Origin of the sequence: Pseudoalteromonas sp. Bsw20308, assembly GCF_000310105.2 — a bacterium.
In the GTDB taxonomy this organism is placed as follows: domain Bacteria; phylum Pseudomonadota; class Gammaproteobacteria; order Enterobacterales; family Alteromonadaceae; genus Pseudoalteromonas; species Pseudoalteromonas fuliginea.
Genome location: NZ_CP013138.1, coordinates 321,316 through 341,423, shown reverse-complemented (window position 1 = coordinate 341,423; position 20,108 = coordinate 321,316). Strand labels below are relative to the sequence as shown.

Sequence of the window (20,108 nt, the reverse complement as noted above, 5' to 3'; positions counted from 1 at the left end):
AATTACTAGCTTTGCACGATAGCAATACAAAAAAAGCAGCCGAAGCTGCTTTTGTAGTTATTAAGTAGTACTTAATCTATTTTTAAACCTGGACTTAGCGTTGCTGGCATCGCTACTTTTTCAAGCTCAACTGAAGCAACTGGGTATGCACAGTAATCAGCAGCGTAATACGCGCTTGCTCTGTGATTGCCCGACGCGCCAATACCACCAAACGGTGCTGCACTTGATGCGCCAGTAATTGGGCGGTTCCAGTTAACAATGCCGGCACGAATACGACGTAAAAAGTGGTCATAATCTGCTGCACTATCACTTAATAAACCAGCCGATAAACCAAAGGTTGTATCGTTTGCTTTATCAATTGCTTGGTCAAAGTCATCAAAGCGGAATACTTTTAAAAGTGGTCCAAAATGCTCTTCATCTGGAAAGTCACTAATATTTGTACACTCAATAATGCCCGGTGTTACAAAACCGGTATTGGCTGTGTGCTCAAGTTCTACTAATACTTGAGCGCCAAGCTCAACAAGCTCGTTTTGCGCTTTAACCATGCCTGCTGCTGCCGCTGATGAGATCATAGAGCCCATAAATGGCTGGTCTGCATCATCGTAGTTGCCTACTTTAATCGCTTTAGTTGCAGTGATAAGGCGCTCTAAAATTGCATCGCCTTTGCTACCTTTAGGTAAAAACAATTTACGTGCACATGTACAACGCTGGCCGCTTGAGATAAACGCTGATTGAATGATGTCATGTACAACGGCTTTCGTATCTTCAACGTCAGTAATAATAAGTGGGTTATTACCCCCCATTTCTAACGCTAAAATTTTACCCGGTTGACCCGCAAACTGTTCATGTAAAATATGACCAGTACGCGAAGAACCCGTAAAGAACAAGCCATCAATCCCTTTGTGAGCAGCAAGGGCTTTACCCGTTTCTACTTCACCTTGAACTAAGTTAATTACACCAGCTGGTAAGCCTGCTTTTTCCCACAGTTTAAGCGTAAGCTCAGCAACCTTAGGAGTAAGTTCAGACGGTTTAAATACAACCGTGTTACCTGCTAAAAGTGCTGGCACAATGTGGCCATTAGGTAAGTGACCCGGAAAGTTATACGGACCAAATACGGCTACAACCCCATGTGGCTTATGACGAATCATCGCACGGCCAAGTGGCATTGCGTTTTCTACGTCGCCAGTGCGCTCTAAAAATGCTTTTTCAGAAATGGCAATTTTACCAACCATAGCACCCGCTTCTGTGCGCGTTTCCCACAGTGGCTTACCAGTTTCTTGTGCAATAGTAATAGCGAGCTCTTCGCTGTTTTCTTTTAATTGCGCTGCGAATGCTTTAATTATTTCTAAACGCTCAGTAAAGCTTTTATCAGCCCATGCGTAAAACGCTTCGCGCGCTGCATTTACTGCGGTATCTACTTGCGCCGCAGTTGCTGATGATGCCTGCCAAATAACGTCGTTATTTGCAGGGTTTAGCGAATTAAATTCTGTGCCTTGGCCTTGTGACCATTGACCATTAATAAATTGTGCAGGATGAGTCATATACTTTCTCCTAAATTAAATCGTGGTTGCACTAACAATATCGCCAGCTTGCAAATGCAATGCATCTGCTATTTCTTGCGATAAAATAAGGCTTTTTGCGCGCTCGTCAAATATCATTGGCGCAACAGTTGCTCTAAAATCTTCAAGCTTTTCGTTCGCTAGTAACACCATGGTGTCGCCAGTCATTTCACCAATTTCAACGTTAAAGTGATTTGCATTACGAATCGTCGCAATGTTATCTACTTTTGCTTCAACCGTTGGGCCGCCGTCAAAAATATCTACGTAGCCATTAAACGTAAAGCCTTCGCTTTTTAATAACTCGATTGCTGGGCGAGTGTTGTCGTGTACTTTACCTATTACGGCTTGCGCATCTTTACTTAGCAAGTTTACGTAAATTGGGTATTTAGGCATTAATTCAGCAATGAAAACCTTTTGGCCAATACCTGTTAAGTAATCGGCTGTTGGAAAATCCATTGAGAAAAAGTGCTCTTCAAGCCACTGCCAAAAAGGGCTACTGCCGTTTTCGTCAGACACACCGCGCATTTCTGCGATCACTGTTTGTGCAAAACGCTCTTGATGCTGTTTTATAAACATAAAGCGCGCTTTTGAAAGTAGCTTACCGTTACAATTTTTACGATAGCCATCTTTTAAAAACAATGTGCAAAGCTCTGTAGCACCTGTGTAGTCGTTACATAGCGTTAAAATATCAACCGCTTTGTAGACGTTTAATGTACGCGAAGAGTGAATCACTTTACTTAAGTGATAATGATAAAATGCATCATCAAGCCCTACCGCAGCTTCAATTGCAGACGTACCTACAACGTCACCGGTTTCGCTATCTTCAAGAACAAACAGGTAGCCTTCGTCACCAGGTTGTGACGTTTGTTTAGCAAAAGAGCTTACTGAATGGTCAATCTTTTTTTGCAATAGTTCTTCGTTTAATGGCAAAGACGTAAAACCATGCCCTGATTCGTGGGCAATTTTCAGTAATGCTGAATAATCATTTTGCTGGATTGGGCGAAGGATCATCATGAGTCCGCTTGCTCCCTTATAAATAACGGTAAATAGGAATTGCAGGGCAAGCGGTGCTTGCCCTTAATTGGTTGGCTTAAGTCGCTTATGCGTTTACTACGCTTGCTACTGCTTTTTCAAAGCGCGCCATACCTTCGCGAATGTCCGCTTCAGGAATTACTAAAGATGGAGTGAAACGTACTACATCCGCACCAGCAACTAATGACATAAGACCTTGCTCAGTACCTGCCACTAAAAACTCTTTTGCACGACCTTTGTATTGCTCGTTCACTACTGCACCAATTAATAAACCTTGGCCACGGATTTCGCTAAATACGTTGTATTTTTCGTTAACCGCGCTAAGTAGTTCATTAAATAATGCGGCTTTTGCTTTTACGCCAGCCAGTACTTCTGGGGTATTTACTGTATCAAATGCAGCTTCTGCAACAGCACACGCAAGCGGGTTACCGCCATAAGTAGAACCATGAGTACCTACTTTAAGGTGCTGTGCAATCTCAGTTGTTGTGATCATAGCGCCAATAGGGAAACCGCCGCCAAGTGCTTTAGCGGTAGTTAAAATATCAGGTACTACGTTTAAGCCTTGGTATGCGTATAAATCGCCAGTACGGCCAACGCCTGTTTGAACTTCATCAAAAATAAGCAGTGCGTTATGTTTAGTACATAAATCACGAACGCCTTGAGCAAACTCATCAGTTGGTGAAACAATACCGCCTTCACCTTGTAGAGGTTCCATCATTACGGCACATGTTTTATCGCTGATAAGTGCTTCAAATGCAGCAAGGTCATTGTAATCGCAATGTACAATGTCGCCAGGCTTAGGGCCAAAACCATCTGAATATGCAGCTTGGCCGCCAACAGTTACGGTAAAGAATGTGCGACCGTGGAAACCTTTGTTGAACGCGATGATTTGTGATTTTTCTGCGCCAAACTTATCAAGTGCAAAACGACGCGCTAATTTAAGCGCGGCTTCGTTTGCTTCTGCGCCAGAGTTGGCAAAGTAAACTTTTTCAGCAAATGTCGCATCAACCATTTTTTTAGCTAGGCGAAGTGCCGGCTCATTGGTCATTACGTTAGATAGATGCCAGATTTTTTCGCCTTGCTCTTTTAATGCGCCTACTAATGCAGGGTGGCAATGGCCAAGACAGTTAACGGCAATACCACCAGCAAAGTCGATAAACTCTCGACCTTGTTGATCCCATACACGAGAGCCTTCGCCTCGAACAGGAATTACGCTTGAAGGTGCGTAGTTAGGAACCATTACGTGATCAAATAATTCGCGATTGACTGTCATTTTATTTCCTCTTAATTGTGAGCAACACAAAACATCAAAATAGGTGTTTGGTTACTATTTGTAACCAACTTTATAGGCAAGATCAGTAACCTGATAATTGCGCAAAATTGCTTTGTGGTTCAATTTTCAGACGCACATTATTTCAGAATTACTTAAATCTGTCTCGTTAAAAACTTTCATGTATCCCTTTAAAATAAAGGGCTAAAGATATTATTTCATAGATAGTGAATAACTATTTGCATAGTCAATTATGCTCATTTTTAGACAACTAACCGCATGAGCACTGAGGCGCACACACTTTAAGTGTTAAATATGCAATATAACAATAGAGTGAGAATGAATGATTAGTCGCTAAAAAATTAACAAAAATTTTAAGTTTTTAGTCAATTTGAATAGCTAGATTGGTAAAATTACTTGTTTCGAGGGTTTTTAGTTCCGTTTTAGTGAACTTAAAGTACGAAAACCATGCTGTTGTTTCATCAGATTCAATAAGCTGGTGTTCTTTTAAATTTAGATATTGAGAGTAACAACGCGCTTTTAACATTACCTCGGTTAAAGGTAGCATTGTATCGCCCTTATCGACTCCATTAACCAACTGCTGCATGACCCCTTGAAACGGCAAATACTTAAATTTCATCTTCTCAATAACTTTAGCACTGATAGCTAAAGATTGGTTATTAAGTAACGTAGTTAAAAAAAGCGGGTCGGGTTTTAATTCTAATAACGCAGTGTGCAAGTCTTTGCGCTGCTCTTGGCGCGCTATTTGTACTTTACGTTGCCATACTTGCTCAAAAGTTTTTAAATATAAACGCACTAATGCGATTCGCCCTACATCTAAAAGCATACCAAGGGTAAATGCATGAATATCGTTTACATTGTTAATTTGCGCTATTTTTTGTGCTGCAATCGCATTAGCCATTGCACTATCACGTAGCCTGCGCTTTAGCAGTGAAAATGGTTCAGTACTGTGTGGCATCCAATGACGTACTGCAAAAGTAGGTATGACTAACTGTAAATTATCAAGGCCAATGTAGCGCAGAGCAAGCGCGGGGCTATCTACTTTTACTGAGGTGTTTTTACTACGCTGTTTTCGATAGTAAGGTAAATTAACGAGTGTGACTAACTCACGCCCAAGCCAGCTTAAATCGTTTACTAGAGGCTCTAGCCGCCCTACAGTTGCAGACTTAACCGCTAAAAGATCAAGAATAGTTGCAATACCATCTTCAATCCCTAACGTATTTAGGATTACGGCATCCATGTCGCTTAGTTGCTTAAAAATAGCTGTTTCTATTGCTTTGTGAAGTACTTCACTCGCCTGAGCTCGATACTTATGATGCGCAGTACTGCTCTGCTGACGTTTATGTTGTGCTGCGACCTCAACTTGAAGCAACGTACGTTGCTTCATTGGCTCGCCATATTCTATTTCTAATGTATGAATAAAACCAATTTGCTGATGCGCAAAGCTATGACCAAGCAATAAATCATGTGCTCGTTGGTCAAGTATTTTAGCTGTTCGTTGTTGCGCTACAAGTTCAGTCATAACATCCATTCATTAGTAAATATAAAATAAGTATCGGTATTAAAAATTAGAAGCGCATTAAAAAGTTATCAAGCAGTGCTAATCCTTGTTCAGTTAAAATAGCTTCAGGATGAAACTGCACTCCCTCTATCGCTAACTCTTTATGGAGTAACCCCATAATTTCGTCAAATTCACCTAATTCGGTTTGACTCCACGCGGTTACTTCAAGCTCTTTAGGCAGTGTTTGTGCTTTAACGACTAAAGAGTGATAACGACATACCGTTAATGGGTTGGCTAAACCTTTAAATACACCTTTATTGGTATGAACGATGGGCGATGTTTTACCGTGCATAATTTTTTTAGCACGAATGACATCACCACCCAAAGCTTGTGCGATGGTTTGGTGTCCCAAACAAATGCCTAAAATTGGGTATTGCCCTTTTAGCTGCTCAACCACGCTTAACGATATACCAGCTTCGTTAGGTGAGCAAGGACCCGGCGATAACACGATATGTTTCGGGTTTAACTGTTTTATTTGTGCAATGCTTAGCTCGTCATTACGTTTTACTAAAACGTCTTGATCTAAACGCTGAAAATATTGCACTAAGTTGTAAGTAAACGAATCGTAGTTATCGATCATTAACAGCATTACACAACAGACCTTATAAATTATTGACCACTACTTCACACAAGTGGCACTAAGCGCTGCATTCTACCACTATTAATTAACCAATATAAATTAGCAAAAAGCGTTAAAAACTTGCTCTTTTAACTAAAATAGCAGCTCAAGATAGATTTATTGCCCAGAGTTCAGGTTACTTAAGTTTAATTCCACTCATAGTCGCTTAACTTCTGTGGTTATTCTACTTTCTCGCATCTTGAGCAATAATATCGAGCCCTAAGCTTTTCACGAGTAGTTAATACGACTATTTCAGCTGTATACCCCTGCCATAAATTATTGACCGCTAAAGTACGTGCGTTTATCGATCATTTTATTGCCTGCTTTGGTGAAGTCCCTTATTGGAAAAAACAATAACTGCTAAAAAGTAAAAGCGGTTGTTTGCGCTATATCAAATTAAGTTGGCAATGGTTGATTTATGATTGTTTAAACCCCAGTGTATTATATGAAGGTAATAATTCACTTAAACAACTCACTTACTTGTGAGCTCATTTATATCCTATTAAGGAGCGAATATGTTAGGCGAAGACCACTCATTAACAAACGACTTTCCAGATCATTTAAATGCCATTGCAACACTCAATACTGACGATTCTGAATTTGCCGAAAAGGCAACACAGTACGATAAGTTAGACAAAGAAATAAGAGTATTGGAGCTTAAAGATGCGCCAATTAGCGATGAACAAATGCATCAATTAAAGCATGTTCGCTCAGAATTAAAAGATTGGCTATACCAGCGTTTACTTCAAGCCGAACAACACTAAAAAGTAAAAAAGAGTTCGCTGTAAACAGTGAACTCTTTGATCGTCTTCAATCAAAAATCTATATTACTTTACAAAATCACCCACTGGATTCATAAACACAGTAGCAGGGCTTTAAAGTTGTCATAAAGCGCGCACTCAGCAGTCCACGTATAGGTTTATTCATTATAATTCACCTAATTTAAGCTGTGCTAAAACACTATCTAATGTATCAACTAGTTGTTGGTTTTTAGTCTCGTTTAATGCATCTATATGTGGCGGTGCAAAACGCTCAGCATCGTTATCAAAATACAAACCTGTGGCGTTGTTAAATTCATCGCTAAGCGCAGCACGATAAAAAATATCAGCTCCTAGTTTTAGATCTCCACCGTCTAATCCGTATGCATCTTTAACCATTTTGCTACCCAGTAACGATTTTGGATTTACTGATACAACTAACGGGCCTACCTCTTTTAATTTAAGTCCTAGATAGCGCGACCACATCGTAATAGCTAACTTACTTTGTGCATAAGCGTCACCATCCGAAAGCGCCTTATTACCAATAAGTGCATCAAGGTTAACGCTTGATTGCGCGGCCGATGATACGTTAACTACACGCGCATTTTTATTTAATAGTGGTAACAGTAATTTAGTCAGTAAATAAGGTGCAAATGTATTTACGGCAAAACGCGCATCAAGGCCATCAGGTGTTATTACGCTTTCAAGCTTGAATACACCAGCGTTATTAATAAGTACGTCAATTTGTTTATGATCTGCGCTTATCTGTTCTGCCAAATAATGTACCTGTGACATTTCGCTTAAATCGGCCACATAGCTTTGAGTACTTGCTTGCGGGTAATGCTCGTTTAACATTGTCTGTACATTATTAAGCTTTTCTATATTACGACCATGCAGTAATACAGTGTGACCTTGGGCTAGTAACATTTTTGCCGTCTCTAAACCAATGCCATCTGTTGCACCGGTGATTAAAATGATTTTTTTCATGTGTATGCCCTCTCAGTGCAACATTAAAGTAGTTAACCTGGACTCTAGATAATAAATATCTTAACCAGGGTTGTGGTTAGTTAAAGCCCAGTTACAGTCTTAAAGTAAATTATGCAGCTATCGTAGCACCCCAATACCGTCGTGATAATTAGCCATGTAATAGAATCAGTTTATAAAATAAATTGATAAAGCGAGGATCTGATGAGCGAATGTTTTTTATTCTTCTATTTGAATTTTGCTCTAATCATTACTATTGTTTTTACACTGCCTTAATAGTAGTATTTATCATATAAATATACTTTTCGAGAAATAACATGAAAGTTTTAGTTACTGGCGGCATGGGTTATATAGGTAGCCACACATGTATTGCATTGCATGAAGCAGGTATTACGCCTGTTATTTATGATAACTTGTCTAATGCAAGTTCGCGGGTACTTGACCAACTCGAAAAGGTTACAGGTACTCGGTTTGAGTTTATATTGGGTGACATACAAGACGAGCAACAGTTTAAGCTCGCTCTAAAATACACTAAAGCCGAAGCTGTCTTTCACTTTGCAGCTTTAAAAGCCGTTGGCGAATCTACCGAGCAACCGCTGCGTTATTATCAAAATAACGTGTCGGGCACATTAAGCATGCTACAGAGCATGCAAGAGGCAGGCGTTAACCATATTATATTTAGCTCATCGGCTACTGTGTACGGCGAGCCAGACTACCTCCCTATTGACGAAAAGCATCCTATACGCGCAACTAACCCCTATGGTTGGACTAAAGTCATGGTTGAGCAAGCCATGCAAGACGTATGTAATGCCAACAGTCAATTTATGGGGATTGCGCTTCGTTACTTTAACCCAGTAGGTGCACACCCAAGCGGTTTACTAGGCGAAAGTCCTAATGGTATTCCTAATAACTTAATGCCATTTATTGCCCAAACTGCAGTAGGTAAGCGCGACGTGGTAAATATTTTTGGTGACGACTACGACACCGAAGATGGCACCGGTGTGCGCGACTATATTCACGTTTTAGATTTAGCGAAAGGCCACGTTGCCGCTTTTATGCAGCACAAAACAGACACCGCTTTTCATGCTTATAACTTAGGCACAGGGCAAGGTTATTCTGTGCTTGATATAATTAAAGCATTTAGCGCATCAGCCAATAAAGATATTCCTTATCAAATTACGCCGCGCCGAGCAGGTGATATTGCCTGTAACTACGCCGATGCCACAAAAGCGCAAAACACACTTAACTGGCACGCAGAACTAACACTTACCGACATGACAAACGACACATGGCGCTGGCAAACTAATTACCCAAGTGGGTTGGAGAGTTAATATGGCTTTATTAGAAAGTACTCACAGACGTAAAAATCCGCTAACGGGTCGTTGGGTATTAGTGTCACCACATCGTAATAATCGCCCATGGTTAGGCGCAACAGAAGCTGTTAACGAAAACGTATTACCAAAACACGATGAAAACTGCCCACTTTGTCCTGGCAACACCCGTGCAAATGGCGACAGTAACCCAGATTACAAATACACCCATGTATTTAGAAATGACTTTGGCGCACTCACACCTAATGCCAGCGAGCAATTACAAAGCTTAGAGTCAGACAGCGATTTATTTATTGCCGACGAAGCCAGTGGCGAATGCCGCGTAATTTGTTTTTCTCCGGAGCACAATAAAACACTACCAGAGCTTAGCCAAAATGCATTGCACGAAGTAGTAAAAACTTGGAAACAAAATTACACAGAGCTTGCACAGCAGTACGAATGCGTACAAGTTTTTGAGAATAAAGGCGAGATCATGGGTTGTTCGCAACCTCATCCTCACGGTCAAGTATGGGCGCATTCGCATTTATCAACGGAAATTGAAGCCGAAGATAACCAGCAGCTCGCCTATTATGAAAAGCATGGCACAGCCTTGCTTGCCGATTACGCGCAAAAAGAGCAAGCAGATCAAACTCGTGTAGTATTTGAAAACGAGCACTGGCTTGTGGTTGTGCCATTTTGGGCTGCATGGCCGTTTGAAACAATGCTAGTAACTAAAGATAACATTCAAAACTTTAGCCAGCTAAACGATGCACAAACCGACTCTTTAGCTCAGGCTCTTAAAGTATTAACCACTAAATACGACAACGTATTTAATTGCAGCTTCCCCTACTCAATGGGTTGGCACAATGCACCGGCCAATAGAGGCTCTGATGAGCAGCACTGGCGCTTACATGCACATTTTTATCCGCCGCTACTTCGCTCTGCTACCGTTAAAAAACACATGGTAGGCTACGAAATGCTAGGCGAAAGCCAACGCGATTTAAGCGCAGAAACCGCTGCTTCTATTTTAAAAGCAGCCAGTACCACACATTATAAAGATACAGCAGGACACATAAATGAAGCTTAACGAATTCCAACAACAATTTTTGTCACTGTATGGCGCGCCTGCACAAGGTATTGCTGCCGCCCCTGGGCGTGTAAATCTAATTGGTGAATTTACTGATTACAACGATGGCTTTGTTTTACCGTGTTCGTTAGCATTTCGTACCCAAGTTATGTTTAAACAGCGCGACGATAATATTATCACTGTGCGCTCTTTAAATTACCCAGACGAGCAAGACCGCTTTAGCGTTGATGAGGCAATCAGCGAAGGCCAGTCGCAATGGGGTAACTATATTCGCGCGGTGGCTTTTGTACTTAAACGAGCAGGCCATACATTACGTGGCGCTGACCTACTTATTGATAGTAATTTGCCGCAAGGCAGTGGCTTGTCGTCATCGGCTGCACTCGAAGTTGCTGTTGGCGGTATGTTTAACCATATTGCACAGCTTGGTTTACCACCAGAGAAAATTGCGTTATTTGGCCAAGAAGCCGAAAACGACTTTATGCATTGCCAATGCGGTATTATGGATCAGCTTATTTCGGCTAAAGGCGAGAATGGTCACGCACTTTTAATTGACTGCGAAAACTTAGCGACTACGGCAGTAAAAGTACCAGATGATTTAAACATTGTTATTGTTAATTCAAACTACCCGCGTAAATTAGTTGATAGCGAATACAACCAGCGCCGTATTGACTGCGAACAAGCTGCTGTAAAAATGGGTGTAGAAACACTTCGTCAAGCAACCATGACTGGCTTGCAAGCAGTAAAAGCGACATTAAGTGAAAACGAATATAAACGTGCACACCACGTAATTAGCGAAAACGACCGCGTAATTGCAGCAACTACTGCACTGCAAAATAACGATATGGATGCACTTCGCACGCTAATGGCAGCATCGCACCAATCACTTAAACACGATTTTGAAGTAACCGTACCGGCAACCGATGGCCTAGTAGAAATTTGTAAAGAAGCGATGGACGAGCGCGGCGCAGTACGTATGACAGGGGGTGGTTTTGGTGGCGCAATTGTATGTTTGTGTCGTGATGCTGAAGTACCACTAATTAAAGCAGCGGTAGAAAAGCATTACTTTGAACGCTTTAGCTTAAATGCTGATATTTACGTATGTTCAGCGGGTTCAGGATTACAAATTACGTCTTTTTAAATAAACTTAAGGAATAAGCATGGCAAAGGTTAATTGGGGTATTATTGGGTGTGGCAATATAGCTCACACCTTTGCTAAAAGCATTGCACATTGTAGTGATGCACAGCTTATTGGCGCTGCATCAATGAGTATGCAGCGCGCTAAAGAATTTGCCACACCGTACAATATTCAAGGCTATGAAAGCTATCAAGCTCTTATGCAATGCCCAAATATAGATGCTATTTATATTGCCAATACGCACGATCAACACTTTAAAACGATAGCCCAATGCTTAAAACACAATAAGCACGTGCTTAGCGAAAAACCAATTACCGTTAATGCTAAGCAGTTGCAAAGCCTCACTGAGCTTGCAAAACAACAAAACTGCTTTTTAATGGAAGGCGTTTGGATGCGATTTTTACCAGCCATAGTAAAATTACAACAGCTCCTAAGTGAAGGTGTTATTGGTAATGTGCACAGGGTTAATGCCAACTTTAGTTTACCTGGCAGCTTTGCCGACACTCACCGATTAATGAACCCTGTAACAGCGGGTGGCGCCCTGCTCGATTTAGGTATTTACCCTATTTCGATTGCTGATGTGGTATTTAATAAAGCCCCTGAACACATCAAATCCTTTGTACATAAAAGCACAACCGGCGTTGATGAGCGAAGCACTGTTATAGTTGATTACGGTAACGGGCAATTTGCATCTCTTGCCTGCGCACTGCAGCAAAATGGCCCAACAGAAGCATGTATTAATGGTGAGCTTGGCTATATTCGAATACCTCAGTTTGTAGGTGCAAAAACGCTAGAGCTACACATAAACGGTCAAGACCCGCAGTACTTTGAATACGACTTTAGTGACGATGAAAACTTTAAGTTTGAAATTGCACATGTCACGCAGTGTATATTACAAAAACAAACCCAAAGCAACGTATTACCACTGGGTACTAGCTTGCGAGTTATGAACATAATGGATACCTTGCGAGCACAATGGCAGCTGCAATATAGCAATACCGTCGAGTCGGCTGAACTGACTAATTAAAAAATAAAAATACATAACAAGGACACACAATGACACACACACTCAAGGCGCTTTCAAAAACCATATTACTTGCAACGTGCAGTTTATCTGCCAGTGTAACTGTTGCTGAATCTAATAAACCAGAGCAGCTATACCCGCCAATCACTAGCGAAGTACTCCCAGAACTTGCAGCTAAAGGTAGCTACAATGTAGGTGTGCAAACACTTGATTTAATTAACCCTGCGCAATTTGACCCCGCCACACAAGGCCAAAAAGATCGTCCTTTAAAAGTAGAAGTGTGGTATCCAGCTGCAAATACAGCAAAAGCAGCACTTAGCAGCTACACAGATGAAACTCGCTCAGGTAAAGAGTTTACTTTGCAAGCCGATGCAATGCGTGATGTCGCCATTAATAGTAAAGAGCACTACCCTGTCATTGTGCTTTCGCACGGTTATACCGGTTACCGTACAATTATGTACTACCTTGGCGAGCACTTAGCGTCACACGGTTACATAGTTGTAGCGATTGATCATACTGATTCAACTAACGCAGATGTTGATTTTAAAAATGCGCCGTTCTCTGGTTTTTTCAGTACGCTTATAAATCGCTCTCGCGATCAGCAGTTTGTTATTAATTACTTCAACGAGCAAAATAACTTTGCAAGTAAGCAAGTAGATAACAAAAGCGCTGGTGTAATTGGTTACTCAATGGGTGGCTATGGCGCGGTAAATACGATAGGTGGTTGTTACGCTTTTAATGAGCAAACTACGGCCATGTTTACGGGTATGAAAGACCCAGCTCAAATTAAACAAGTACAGCAACTACTCAACAGCTGCGCTGGTGGGCAATACCAAAACCCGAAAGTAGACCCACGCATAAAAGCCATGGTTGCCTTTGCACCGTGGGGCGGACAGCACGCTATATTTGATGCCAAAGCAATGGCAAATATTAAAGTACCTTCGCTTTATATAGCTGGTAACTTAGATGACATTTCGGGTTATGAGGGCATTAAAAACCTATATAACCAAACAGGCAGCCAAGATAAGTATATGCTTACTTACAAAAATGCCCGCCACAATATTGCACCTCACCCTGCTCCCGCTATTGCAAAAAGCAGTAGTGAATTAGATATAGGTCATTACTACGAACCATCATGGTCTATGCGTACAATTAACGAAACCAACAAGCACTTTGTGCTTGCTATGATGGATTGCCACGTAAAAGGTATAGCCAGTGAGTGTAAATACTTAGATTTACCACAAAACGGCGACCAAGCTGTTGTTGATGGTAAGCCACTACCACAGTGGCACGGATTTGATAATCGCTTTTCCACTGGTATGGATTGGCAGCAAGCTAAACCACACGTTAAGTAACTGAGCTCTGGATAATAAATCTATCTCAAGCAGCTATGTTCAGCGTTAACTGCGTTGAATTTACTTGCAATAGTCCGTCAGATTTCAAGTTAAATAACTCACTAAAAGCGACTGTTTCTCTTAAATAGTCGCGCTCGCACTTAAAATATACTCAAAGTAAAACGCCCTGCTTTTTAAAAGTTATCAATAAAAACAGGCGAGTTTACTTTTTAGTAAGATATTTTAAGAAAAACCATTGCCATTAGCTAACGTTAAAGGCAATCTAGCTATATATAAGATAAATAATATTAATAAATATGTCCAAATACATACTCTCAATTGATCAAGGAACCACAAGCTCTCGTGCCATCTTGTTTACAAAAGATGCAGACGTTTTTGGTACAGCACAGCAAGAATTTCCTCAGCATTTTCCACAGAACGGCTGGGTTGAGCACGATCCTAACGATATTTGGCAAACAGTGCTTAGCACTAGTCGCGAAGTACTCGCTAAACAAGATGTAAAGCCTGAAGAAATTATCGCTATAGGTATCACTAACCAACGCGAAACCACCCTAGTATGGAACAAAAAAACAGGCAAAACGATTTATAACGCGATTGTTTGGCAAGATAGACGCACTAGTGACTATTGCGAAAGCCTTACTACCGATGAACTTTGCCAAACTATTAGCGAAAAAACAGGCTTGCTACTTGACCCTTATTTTTCAGCCACTAAAGTTCGTTGGATTTTAGATAATGTTGAAGGCGCACGCGAACAAGCCCTCGCTGGCGAACTGGCTTTTGGTACGGTTGACACTTACCTACTTTGGCAACTAACAGGTGGTAAAGAACATCGCACTGATGCAACGAATGCATCCCGTACTATGTTATTTAATATTCATACCCAGCAGTGGGATCAAGAGCTTCTAGAGTTATTCGATATTCCAGAATCTATGCTGCCAGAAGTAATGGACTCAGCTGACGAATTTGGCTCAACGAGCGCTGATATTTTTGGTGCACCAATTCGTGTATGCGGTATTGCTGGTGATCAACAGGCAGCCCTTGTTGGTCATGCATGTTTTGAGCAAGGCATGGCAAAAAGTACATATGGCACTGGCTGCTTTTTAATGCTTAACACCGGCGAAAAAGCACTTACCTCAGAAAACCGCTTACTGACTACTGTTGCCTATAGACTAAACGGCAAACCAACTTACGCCATTGAAGGCAGTATCTTTATGGCTGGCGCGACTATGCAGTGGATTGTGGAAGGCTTAAAACTACTTAGTCATGCTGGCGAAAGTGAATCGATGGTTAAAGATGTCCCCCTCGATCATGGTGTATTTTTAGTACCTTCGTTCACGGGTTTAGGTGCACCTTATTGGGACCCAAATGCACGTGGCGCTATTTTAGGTCTTACACGCGACTCAGGAATTAGCACTATTGTTGCGGCTGCTTTGCAATCAGTGGGTTATCAAACCAAAGATTTACAAAAAGCGATGGAGCGTGATGGCCTTCGGCCAAGTGTGCTTCGTGTAGATGGCGGCATGGTAAAAAACAATTGGGTTATGACCTTCCTATCAAACATTTTAGGTGCAACAGTAGAGCGTCCAACGGTGACCGAAACCACCTCTTTAGGGGTCGCTTATTTAGCAGGCTTACAAACCGGCGTTTACGAATCAACTGAGCAGTTATCGAAAATGTGGACATGTGACCGTCGTTTTGAGCCCACCATGAGTGCCGACGAGCGTAATGATTTATATGCAAAATGGCAGCACTGTGTAGCTCAAGTGTGCTTAACAAATAAAAATTGCCCGCAGTAAATACTAAGTGGCTAAGGCTAATACTTTAGTCACTTTGTCTTTTTTAACTTAGCTAAATGCTCGATTTAAAAGGCACACTTTACTGCTCCAAATTGAAAGTGGATTCGCGTCAAAATTAACAAATAAAAAACTGGGTTTTCTATTGTCAAATGAAAACAGCAGCTTTATGATGCTATATGTATTATTTATATTATAAATAAAAGGGTGCTCGGTGAAATTAGCAGATAACGAATATGACTTACTAGTCATCGGTGGCGGCGTAAACGGCACAGGCATAGCAGCAGATGCTGCTGGTAGAGGACTTAAAGTACTTTTGTGCGAACAGTCAGATCTAGCTTCTGCAACGTCTTCAAACAGCTCCAAGCTGATCCATGGTGGTCTGCGCTACCTTGAGCACTACGAATTTAGATTAGTAAAAGAAGCCTTAGCCGAGCGAGAAGTGCTGCTTAAAAATGCCCCTCACATTATGTGGCCACTTACGTTTAGATTACCCCATCAAAAGCATTTACGCCCTGCATGGATGATCCGCATTGGCTTATTTATGTATGACAACCTAGCAAAACGAGTTACGTTACCTGCATCGAAGAGCATTAAATTTGGCGAGCATAGCGTACTAGAACCTTCAATTACTAAAGGTTTTGAATACGCTGATGGCTGGGTTGATGACTCTCGCTTAGTTATTTTAAACGCCCTTGCAGCGCAGCAAAAAGGCGCAGTAATTGCCACACAAACTAAATGTGTCAAAGCGCATCGTGAGCAAGATAAATGGCAAGTAACGCTTGAGCAACAAAGTACAAAATCGCATTACAGTATTGCTGCTAAAGGCATTGTAAATGCAGCGGGCCCTTGGGTTGCTAAGCTTTTTGATGAAGCACTCGAAGAAAAATCACCACAAAATATTCGCCTTGTAAAAGGCAGCCACATTGTCGTGCCACGCATTCATAACGAACCGCAAGCTTATATTTTACAAAACAAAGATCAGCGTATTGTGTTTGTTATTCCGTTTGAAGATGATTACTCACTTATTGGCACGACTGATGTTGAGCACAAAGGTGAGGCACAAGACGTTAAAATTAGTGAAGAAGAAATCGATTACCTTATCGAGATTACTAATAGCTACTTTAAAACTCCGATTAAACGCCAAGATATTGTGCATACTTTTTCAGGTGTACGTCCATTACTTGATGATGAATCAGTTAATGCACAAGCCGTTACTCGCGATTATAAACTAGAGCTTTCGAGTGATGCTAAACAAACACCTCTACTGAGTGTGTTTGGCGGAAAAATTACAACTTACCGTAAACTTGCCGAAGCTGCGGTTAACAAGCTTGAAGACTTTTACCCGCAAATGAGTGAAGCTTGGACTAAACATAGTGCGTTACCAGGTGGCGATTTTAGCTCTGTAGAAGCACTTAAAGCGCAATTACAAACAACCTATAATTGGTTACCACAAATAATGCTAAATCGCTTTGTACGCACCTATGGTACGCGCACTATAAATATTTTGGGTGATGCAAAACAACTAAGCGATTTAGGTCAAGATTTTGGGCATAACTTATTTGCAGCAGAGGTCGATTTTTTATTAAATGAAGAGTGGGCACAAAACGCATATAACATATTATGGCGCCGCACAAAGTTAGGACTGCGCTTTAGTGAAACCCAAACTACCACCCTTAATAATTATATTGAACAAAGCAAAGCGGCCAAAATTGCTTAATAACCGCTAAAGAAATTGGCTGCAATAGCCCTAAAAGCTTTCTACGAAACCCCTTTATAATTTAATCATTATGAAGGGGTTTAATTTTCTCGGTTATATAATACCAATCCGCAATAACACTTGGTCAATTTGAGGGCTTAAACCTGGCGCTAACTATGTTAATAATTTCTGATATAGAACAACTAAATAACGAAATTCTCACCTTGTTATCGACCCGATTTTCTTACTTCAAAATCGCTCACTTAATTAAGCTGATTGATATAAAAAATTAAAACCGCTCAACGTAGCCATTTTAATGTCAAACTCAACACATTTAACGCCTATTTGGTTAAGTGCCGTAGAAAAACATTTATTAAGCTGTTTGGTTCCCACTACCACAACTTGTGTATTACTTTGCAATTGCCACTCACTGGCATGGCGTGCTGCTCGTACGTCACTGCCAATTAACACACCCGATAAATACGCTTTAGCTTGTACAGGTGTTAACTCCTTTGAAAGCTGACGAGTACGCACACTAAAAATACCATGCGCTAAATTACCACTATCACTGCCAAGCGTGAGTTTGCACCCTTGATCAAATGCTTTCCAATCAAAGTCGCCCTCTTCACAGTCACTGGGTATCAATACACTTTGGTGGCACAGTAAATCGTATAACTCGCCAGTCATTGCGGTTTTAAAGCAGATTATTTCACCATGGTTTATAAGTACCCACTTAGTATGTGTACCTGGTAAACACAGTAATATTTTACCCTGTTGATACTCTGGATTTTGTTTTAAAAACCCTAAAATTTGCAGCTCTTCACCGCGCATTACATCAAATAAAGAATTTTGTAGGGTACATTTAGTACCCGGCAACGCTTTAATAGTATGCCCTGCACAATTAAAGCTAATAGCAGCATCGAGCAAACTCTCAGGGTTTATAGGGCACTCTAAATAGGGCGTTTCGTACCAACCTATGCTTGATGTGATTTGCCCTGCTATATATACAGGTACGCAGCCATACTGCTGACTCCAAGGCTCGATAGCACTAAGAAGCGTTTGCTCAAAGTCTTGATTAACTTTTACAACACCAGGCCCATCACGTTGTTCAAGTAATGTAAGCGGTTGTTTTGCGTTAACGCGGCACAAATAAGCACGTAAATGACTGGTACCCCAATCAACGGCTATAAAAAGAGATGAAGTAGTCAAACTTTAAAGTCTCCCACCGTCAATTTTAATGCCCTGCCCGGTAATCATACTGCTTTCATCTGCCGCTAAAAACATCGCTAAATTAGCAACATCCTCAGGTGAAACTAGCTTTTTAAGCGCCATAGCTTCCATCCATTTTACTTGCTCGGCCTCTGTAAACCAGCTTGCTAATTGACGGTCGGTAGCCACCCACCCAGGTAAAATAGCATTTACGCGAATACCAAACTCGCCATAATCACGAGCAAGTGCCTTAGTCATGCCTATAAGACCTGCTTTAGCGGTAACGTAACCGGCCATTTGCGGTTGGCCCATTATGGCATTGATAGAACTAAAGTTTATAATACTGCCCGCCCCTTCTCGCTGCATAAATGACATAGCGACTTGGGAAGCAAAAAAGGCTGGATTTAAATTAATTTGCAGACACTGATCCCAGTCTTGCACTGTAACGTCTTCGCTAGGTTGACGGCGATCGTTTGCTACGTTATTGACCAGTACATTGACGCTACCAAGGGCAGCACACGCATCAACTAATGATTGCTGCAGAGCATGGGAATCAGTTACATCAACTTGCCTGTACCATAAGTTAGCTTGTGGGAGATTGTTAATGAGCGCCTGCGCAGCATCGTCGTCTATATCGATAAAAGCAACTTTGGCATTTTGCTTAGTAAATGATTCGACCATTGCTCTACCGATGCCTGATGCACCACCAGTAATAAAAATAACTTTACCAGAAAGACTATGATATTGAGCGAGGGTGTTCAAATTCAACTCTCCATACAGCACATATAAAATCTTATTTAAACCCTTTATAAACTGATACTTACAACATAAAGGGCCAAACCAAATTGTTATTACTGTGTTAAAATACTTAACTAATAAAAAGTTTATACCATATCCTTACGTACATTAATATGATATATGATATATAATCTAGCAATATGAACTCGGAAACTCGCACAATGAAAAGCCAACCTCGTCAAAACTTAACACACCAACTAACCCATGATTTGGGTTTTGCTATTGTGCGTGGCGTGTACCCTGTAAGTGAAGGTCTGCCGTCGGAAGCTGACTTATGTATAAAATACGATGTGAGCCGTAGTGCCACTCGCGAAGCGGTAAAAATGCTCTCTGCTAAAGGATTAATTTCGTCGCGTCCTAAGCAGGGTATCCGTGTATTACCTGAAAGTAGCTGGAACATGTTTGATACCGACGTACTGCGTTGGATTTTAAGCAGCAAACCGTCACTTTCTTTATTAAAAGAATTTACCCAAGTCCGTGTAGCACTTGAGCCTCAAGCTGCAGCGCTTGCAGCGGTGAATGCAACTGCTGAACAACTCGTTGAAATAGATAATGCATTAGCGCGTATGGCCGATGCCGATGAAGGATTAGATGATCCTCTCGAAGCTGATATTGCCTTTCATACCAGTATATTAGTGGCCAGCAACAACCGATTTTTTGTACAATTGACTGAGTTTATTAGCACCGCATTACGTGTAAGTATTCGCTACACTAACCATATTAAAGGTGTACCCGGTGCTGATGTAGCAAAGCATGCAGACATTTTAAATACCATAAAATCACGTAACCCAGAGCTGGCTAAAAAAGCAGTAGAAACTATTTTAGAAGAAGCGCTTGAGCTTATCGAATCAAAGCTGGTGTAGTAAAAAGTTACTTTTGACAGATTAAAAAAGG

The 20,108-nt window shown here is 41.1% G+C and carries 17 protein-coding genes; 9 read left to right on the top strand and 8 right to left on the bottom strand.

What is annotated here, in order from left to right:
- Nucleotides 1-71 precede the first annotated feature (71 nt).
- The 5 genes from astD to D172_RS01405 form a co-directional block, all read right to left on the bottom strand.
- The gene (gene astD, locus D172_RS01425; RefSeq protein ID WP_007376263.1) at nucleotides 72-1,541 is read right to left on the bottom strand and encodes a succinylglutamate-semialdehyde dehydrogenase; all 1,470 of its coding nucleotides are present in this window, start codon (nucleotides 1,539-1,541) and stop codon (nucleotides 72-74) included.
- Nucleotides 1,542-1,556: 15 nt separating this feature from the next.
- Nucleotides 1,557-2,573: an arginine N-succinyltransferase gene (gene astA, locus D172_RS01420; RefSeq protein WP_007376262.1), complete on the bottom strand. Its 1,017-nt coding sequence runs from the start codon at nucleotides 2,571-2,573 to the stop codon at nucleotides 1,557-1,559.
- A gap of 85 nt (nucleotides 2,574-2,658) precedes the next feature.
- Nucleotides 2,659-3,864 (bottom strand): aspartate aminotransferase family protein, encoded by a 1,206-nt coding sequence (locus tag D172_RS01415; RefSeq protein ID WP_007376261.1) that lies wholly within the window; start codon nucleotides 3,862-3,864, stop codon nucleotides 2,659-2,661.
- A 379-nt stretch (nucleotides 3,865-4,243) separates the two neighbouring features.
- Nucleotides 4,244-5,404: an HDOD domain-containing protein gene (locus D172_RS01410; protein WP_007376260.1), complete on the bottom strand. Its 1,161-nt coding sequence runs from the start codon at nucleotides 5,402-5,404 to the stop codon at nucleotides 4,244-4,246.
- Between the two features lie 46 nt (nucleotides 5,405-5,450).
- On the bottom strand, nucleotides 5,451-6,032 hold the full coding sequence (locus D172_RS01405; RefSeq protein WP_007376259.1) for an anthranilate synthase component II: 582 nt from the start codon (nucleotides 6,030-6,032) through the stop codon (nucleotides 5,451-5,453).
- A gap of 545 nt (nucleotides 6,033-6,577) precedes the next feature.
- On the opposite strand from D172_RS01405, the gene D172_RS01400 reads away from it, so the two are divergent.
- Nucleotides 6,578-6,826, top strand: coding sequence for a YdcH family protein (locus D172_RS01400; protein WP_007376258.1), 249 nt, complete (start codon nucleotides 6,578-6,580; stop codon nucleotides 6,824-6,826).
- Nucleotides 6,827-6,988: 162 nt separating this feature from the next.
- Here the strand turns inward: D172_RS01400 and D172_RS01395 are convergent, their stop codons facing one another.
- Nucleotides 6,989-7,807, bottom strand: a complete 819-nt coding sequence (locus D172_RS01395) for an SDR family NAD(P)-dependent oxidoreductase (RefSeq protein ID WP_007376257.1) — start codon at nucleotides 7,805-7,807, stop codon at nucleotides 6,989-6,991.
- A gap of 314 nt (nucleotides 7,808-8,121) precedes the next feature.
- On the opposite strand from D172_RS01395, the gene galE reads away from it, so the two are divergent.
- From galE to glpD, 7 genes are all read left to right on the top strand, one after another.
- Nucleotides 8,122-9,135 (top strand): UDP-glucose 4-epimerase GalE, encoded by a 1,014-nt coding sequence (gene galE / locus D172_RS01390; protein ID WP_007376256.1) that lies wholly within the window; start codon nucleotides 8,122-8,124, stop codon nucleotides 9,133-9,135.
- 1 nt (nucleotide 9,136) lies between these two features.
- Nucleotides 9,137-10,201, top strand: a complete 1,065-nt coding sequence (locus D172_RS01385; RefSeq protein ID WP_007376255.1) for a UDP-glucose--hexose-1-phosphate uridylyltransferase — start codon at nucleotides 9,137-9,139, stop codon at nucleotides 10,199-10,201.
- A complete protein-coding gene (galK, locus tag D172_RS01380) occupies nucleotides 10,191-11,339 on the top strand; it encodes a galactokinase (RefSeq protein WP_007376254.1) in 1,149 nt (382 codons plus the stop codon). The genes D172_RS01385 and galK overlap by 11 nt, the downstream gene beginning before the upstream one ends.
- A gap of 19 nt (nucleotides 11,340-11,358) precedes the next feature.
- Nucleotides 11,359-12,363 carry a Gfo/Idh/MocA family protein gene (locus D172_RS01375; RefSeq protein WP_007376253.1) on the top strand — a complete coding sequence of 335 codons (1,005 nt, stop codon included), beginning with the start codon at nucleotides 11,359-11,361 and terminating at the stop codon, nucleotides 12,361-12,363.
- Nucleotides 12,364-12,392: 29 nt separating this feature from the next.
- A complete protein-coding gene (locus tag D172_RS01370; RefSeq protein ID WP_007376252.1) occupies nucleotides 12,393-13,715 on the top strand; it encodes an alpha/beta hydrolase family protein in 1,323 nt (440 codons plus the stop codon).
- Nucleotides 13,716-14,011: 296 nt separating this feature from the next.
- On the top strand, nucleotides 14,012-15,511 hold the full coding sequence (glpK, locus tag D172_RS01365) for a glycerol kinase GlpK (protein ID WP_033014813.1): 1,500 nt from the start codon (nucleotides 14,012-14,014) through the stop codon (nucleotides 15,509-15,511).
- 211 nt (nucleotides 15,512-15,722) lie between these two features.
- On the top strand, nucleotides 15,723-17,228 hold the full coding sequence (glpD, locus tag D172_RS01360) for a glycerol-3-phosphate dehydrogenase (RefSeq protein ID WP_007376250.1): 1,506 nt from the start codon (nucleotides 15,723-15,725) through the stop codon (nucleotides 17,226-17,228).
- A 246-nt stretch (nucleotides 17,229-17,474) separates the two neighbouring features.
- Here the strand turns inward: glpD and D172_RS01355 are convergent, their stop codons facing one another.
- Complete coding sequence (locus tag D172_RS01355) at nucleotides 17,475-18,416, bottom strand: 2-dehydro-3-deoxygalactonokinase (RefSeq protein ID WP_007376248.1); 942 nt, start codon at nucleotides 18,414-18,416, stop codon at nucleotides 17,475-17,477.
- Between the two features lie 3 nt (nucleotides 18,417-18,419).
- Nucleotides 18,420-19,178, bottom strand: a complete 759-nt coding sequence (locus tag D172_RS01350; protein WP_007376247.1) for an SDR family NAD(P)-dependent oxidoreductase — start codon at nucleotides 19,176-19,178, stop codon at nucleotides 18,420-18,422.
- 197 nt (nucleotides 19,179-19,375) lie between these two features.
- Between D172_RS01350 and D172_RS01345 the strand changes: the two genes are divergently transcribed.
- Nucleotides 19,376-20,077, top strand: coding sequence for a FadR/GntR family transcriptional regulator (locus D172_RS01345; protein ID WP_007376246.1), 702 nt, complete (start codon nucleotides 19,376-19,378; stop codon nucleotides 20,075-20,077).
- The last annotated feature ends 31 nt before the right edge of the window (nucleotides 20,078-20,108 follow it).

Bases quoted from the DNA above. Each gene is read 5' to 3' on its own strand.
- D172_RS01395 (WP_007376257.1), bottom strand. From the start codon at position 7,807: ATGAAAAAAATCATTTTAATCACCGGTGCAACAGATGGCATTGGTTTA.
- galE (WP_007376256.1), top strand. From the start codon at position 8,122: ATGAAAGTTTTAGTTACTGGCGGCATGGGTTATATAGGTAGCCACACA.
- D172_RS01410 (WP_007376260.1), bottom strand. From the start codon at position 5,404: ATGACTGAACTTGTAGCGCAACAACGAACAGCTAAAATACTTGACCAA.
- D172_RS01345 (WP_007376246.1), top strand. From the start codon at position 19,376: ATGAAAAGCCAACCTCGTCAAAACTTAACACACCAACTAACCCATGAT.
- astD (WP_007376263.1), bottom strand. From the start codon at position 1,541: ATGACTCATCCTGCACAATTTATTAATGGTCAATGGTCACAAGGCCAA.
- astA (WP_007376262.1), bottom strand. From the start codon at position 2,573: ATGATGATCCTTCGCCCAATCCAGCAAAATGATTATTCAGCATTACTG.
- glpK (WP_033014813.1), top strand. From the start codon at position 14,012: ATGTCCAAATACATACTCTCAATTGATCAAGGAACCACAAGCTCTCGT.
- D172_RS01415 (WP_007376261.1), bottom strand. From the start codon at position 3,864: ATGACAGTCAATCGCGAATTATTTGATCACGTAATGGTTCCTAACTAC.
- D172_RS01370 (WP_007376252.1), top strand. From the start codon at position 12,393: ATGACACACACACTCAAGGCGCTTTCAAAAACCATATTACTTGCAACG.
- galK (WP_007376254.1), top strand. From the start codon at position 10,191: ATGAAGCTTAACGAATTCCAACAACAATTTTTGTCACTGTATGGCGCG.
- D172_RS01400 (WP_007376258.1), top strand. From the start codon at position 6,578: ATGTTAGGCGAAGACCACTCATTAACAAACGACTTTCCAGATCATTTA.
- D172_RS01405 (WP_007376259.1), bottom strand. From the start codon at position 6,032: ATGCTGTTAATGATCGATAACTACGATTCGTTTACTTACAACTTAGTG.
- D172_RS01385 (WP_007376255.1), top strand. From the start codon at position 9,137: ATGGCTTTATTAGAAAGTACTCACAGACGTAAAAATCCGCTAACGGGT.
- D172_RS01375 (WP_007376253.1), top strand. From the start codon at position 11,359: ATGGCAAAGGTTAATTGGGGTATTATTGGGTGTGGCAATATAGCTCAC.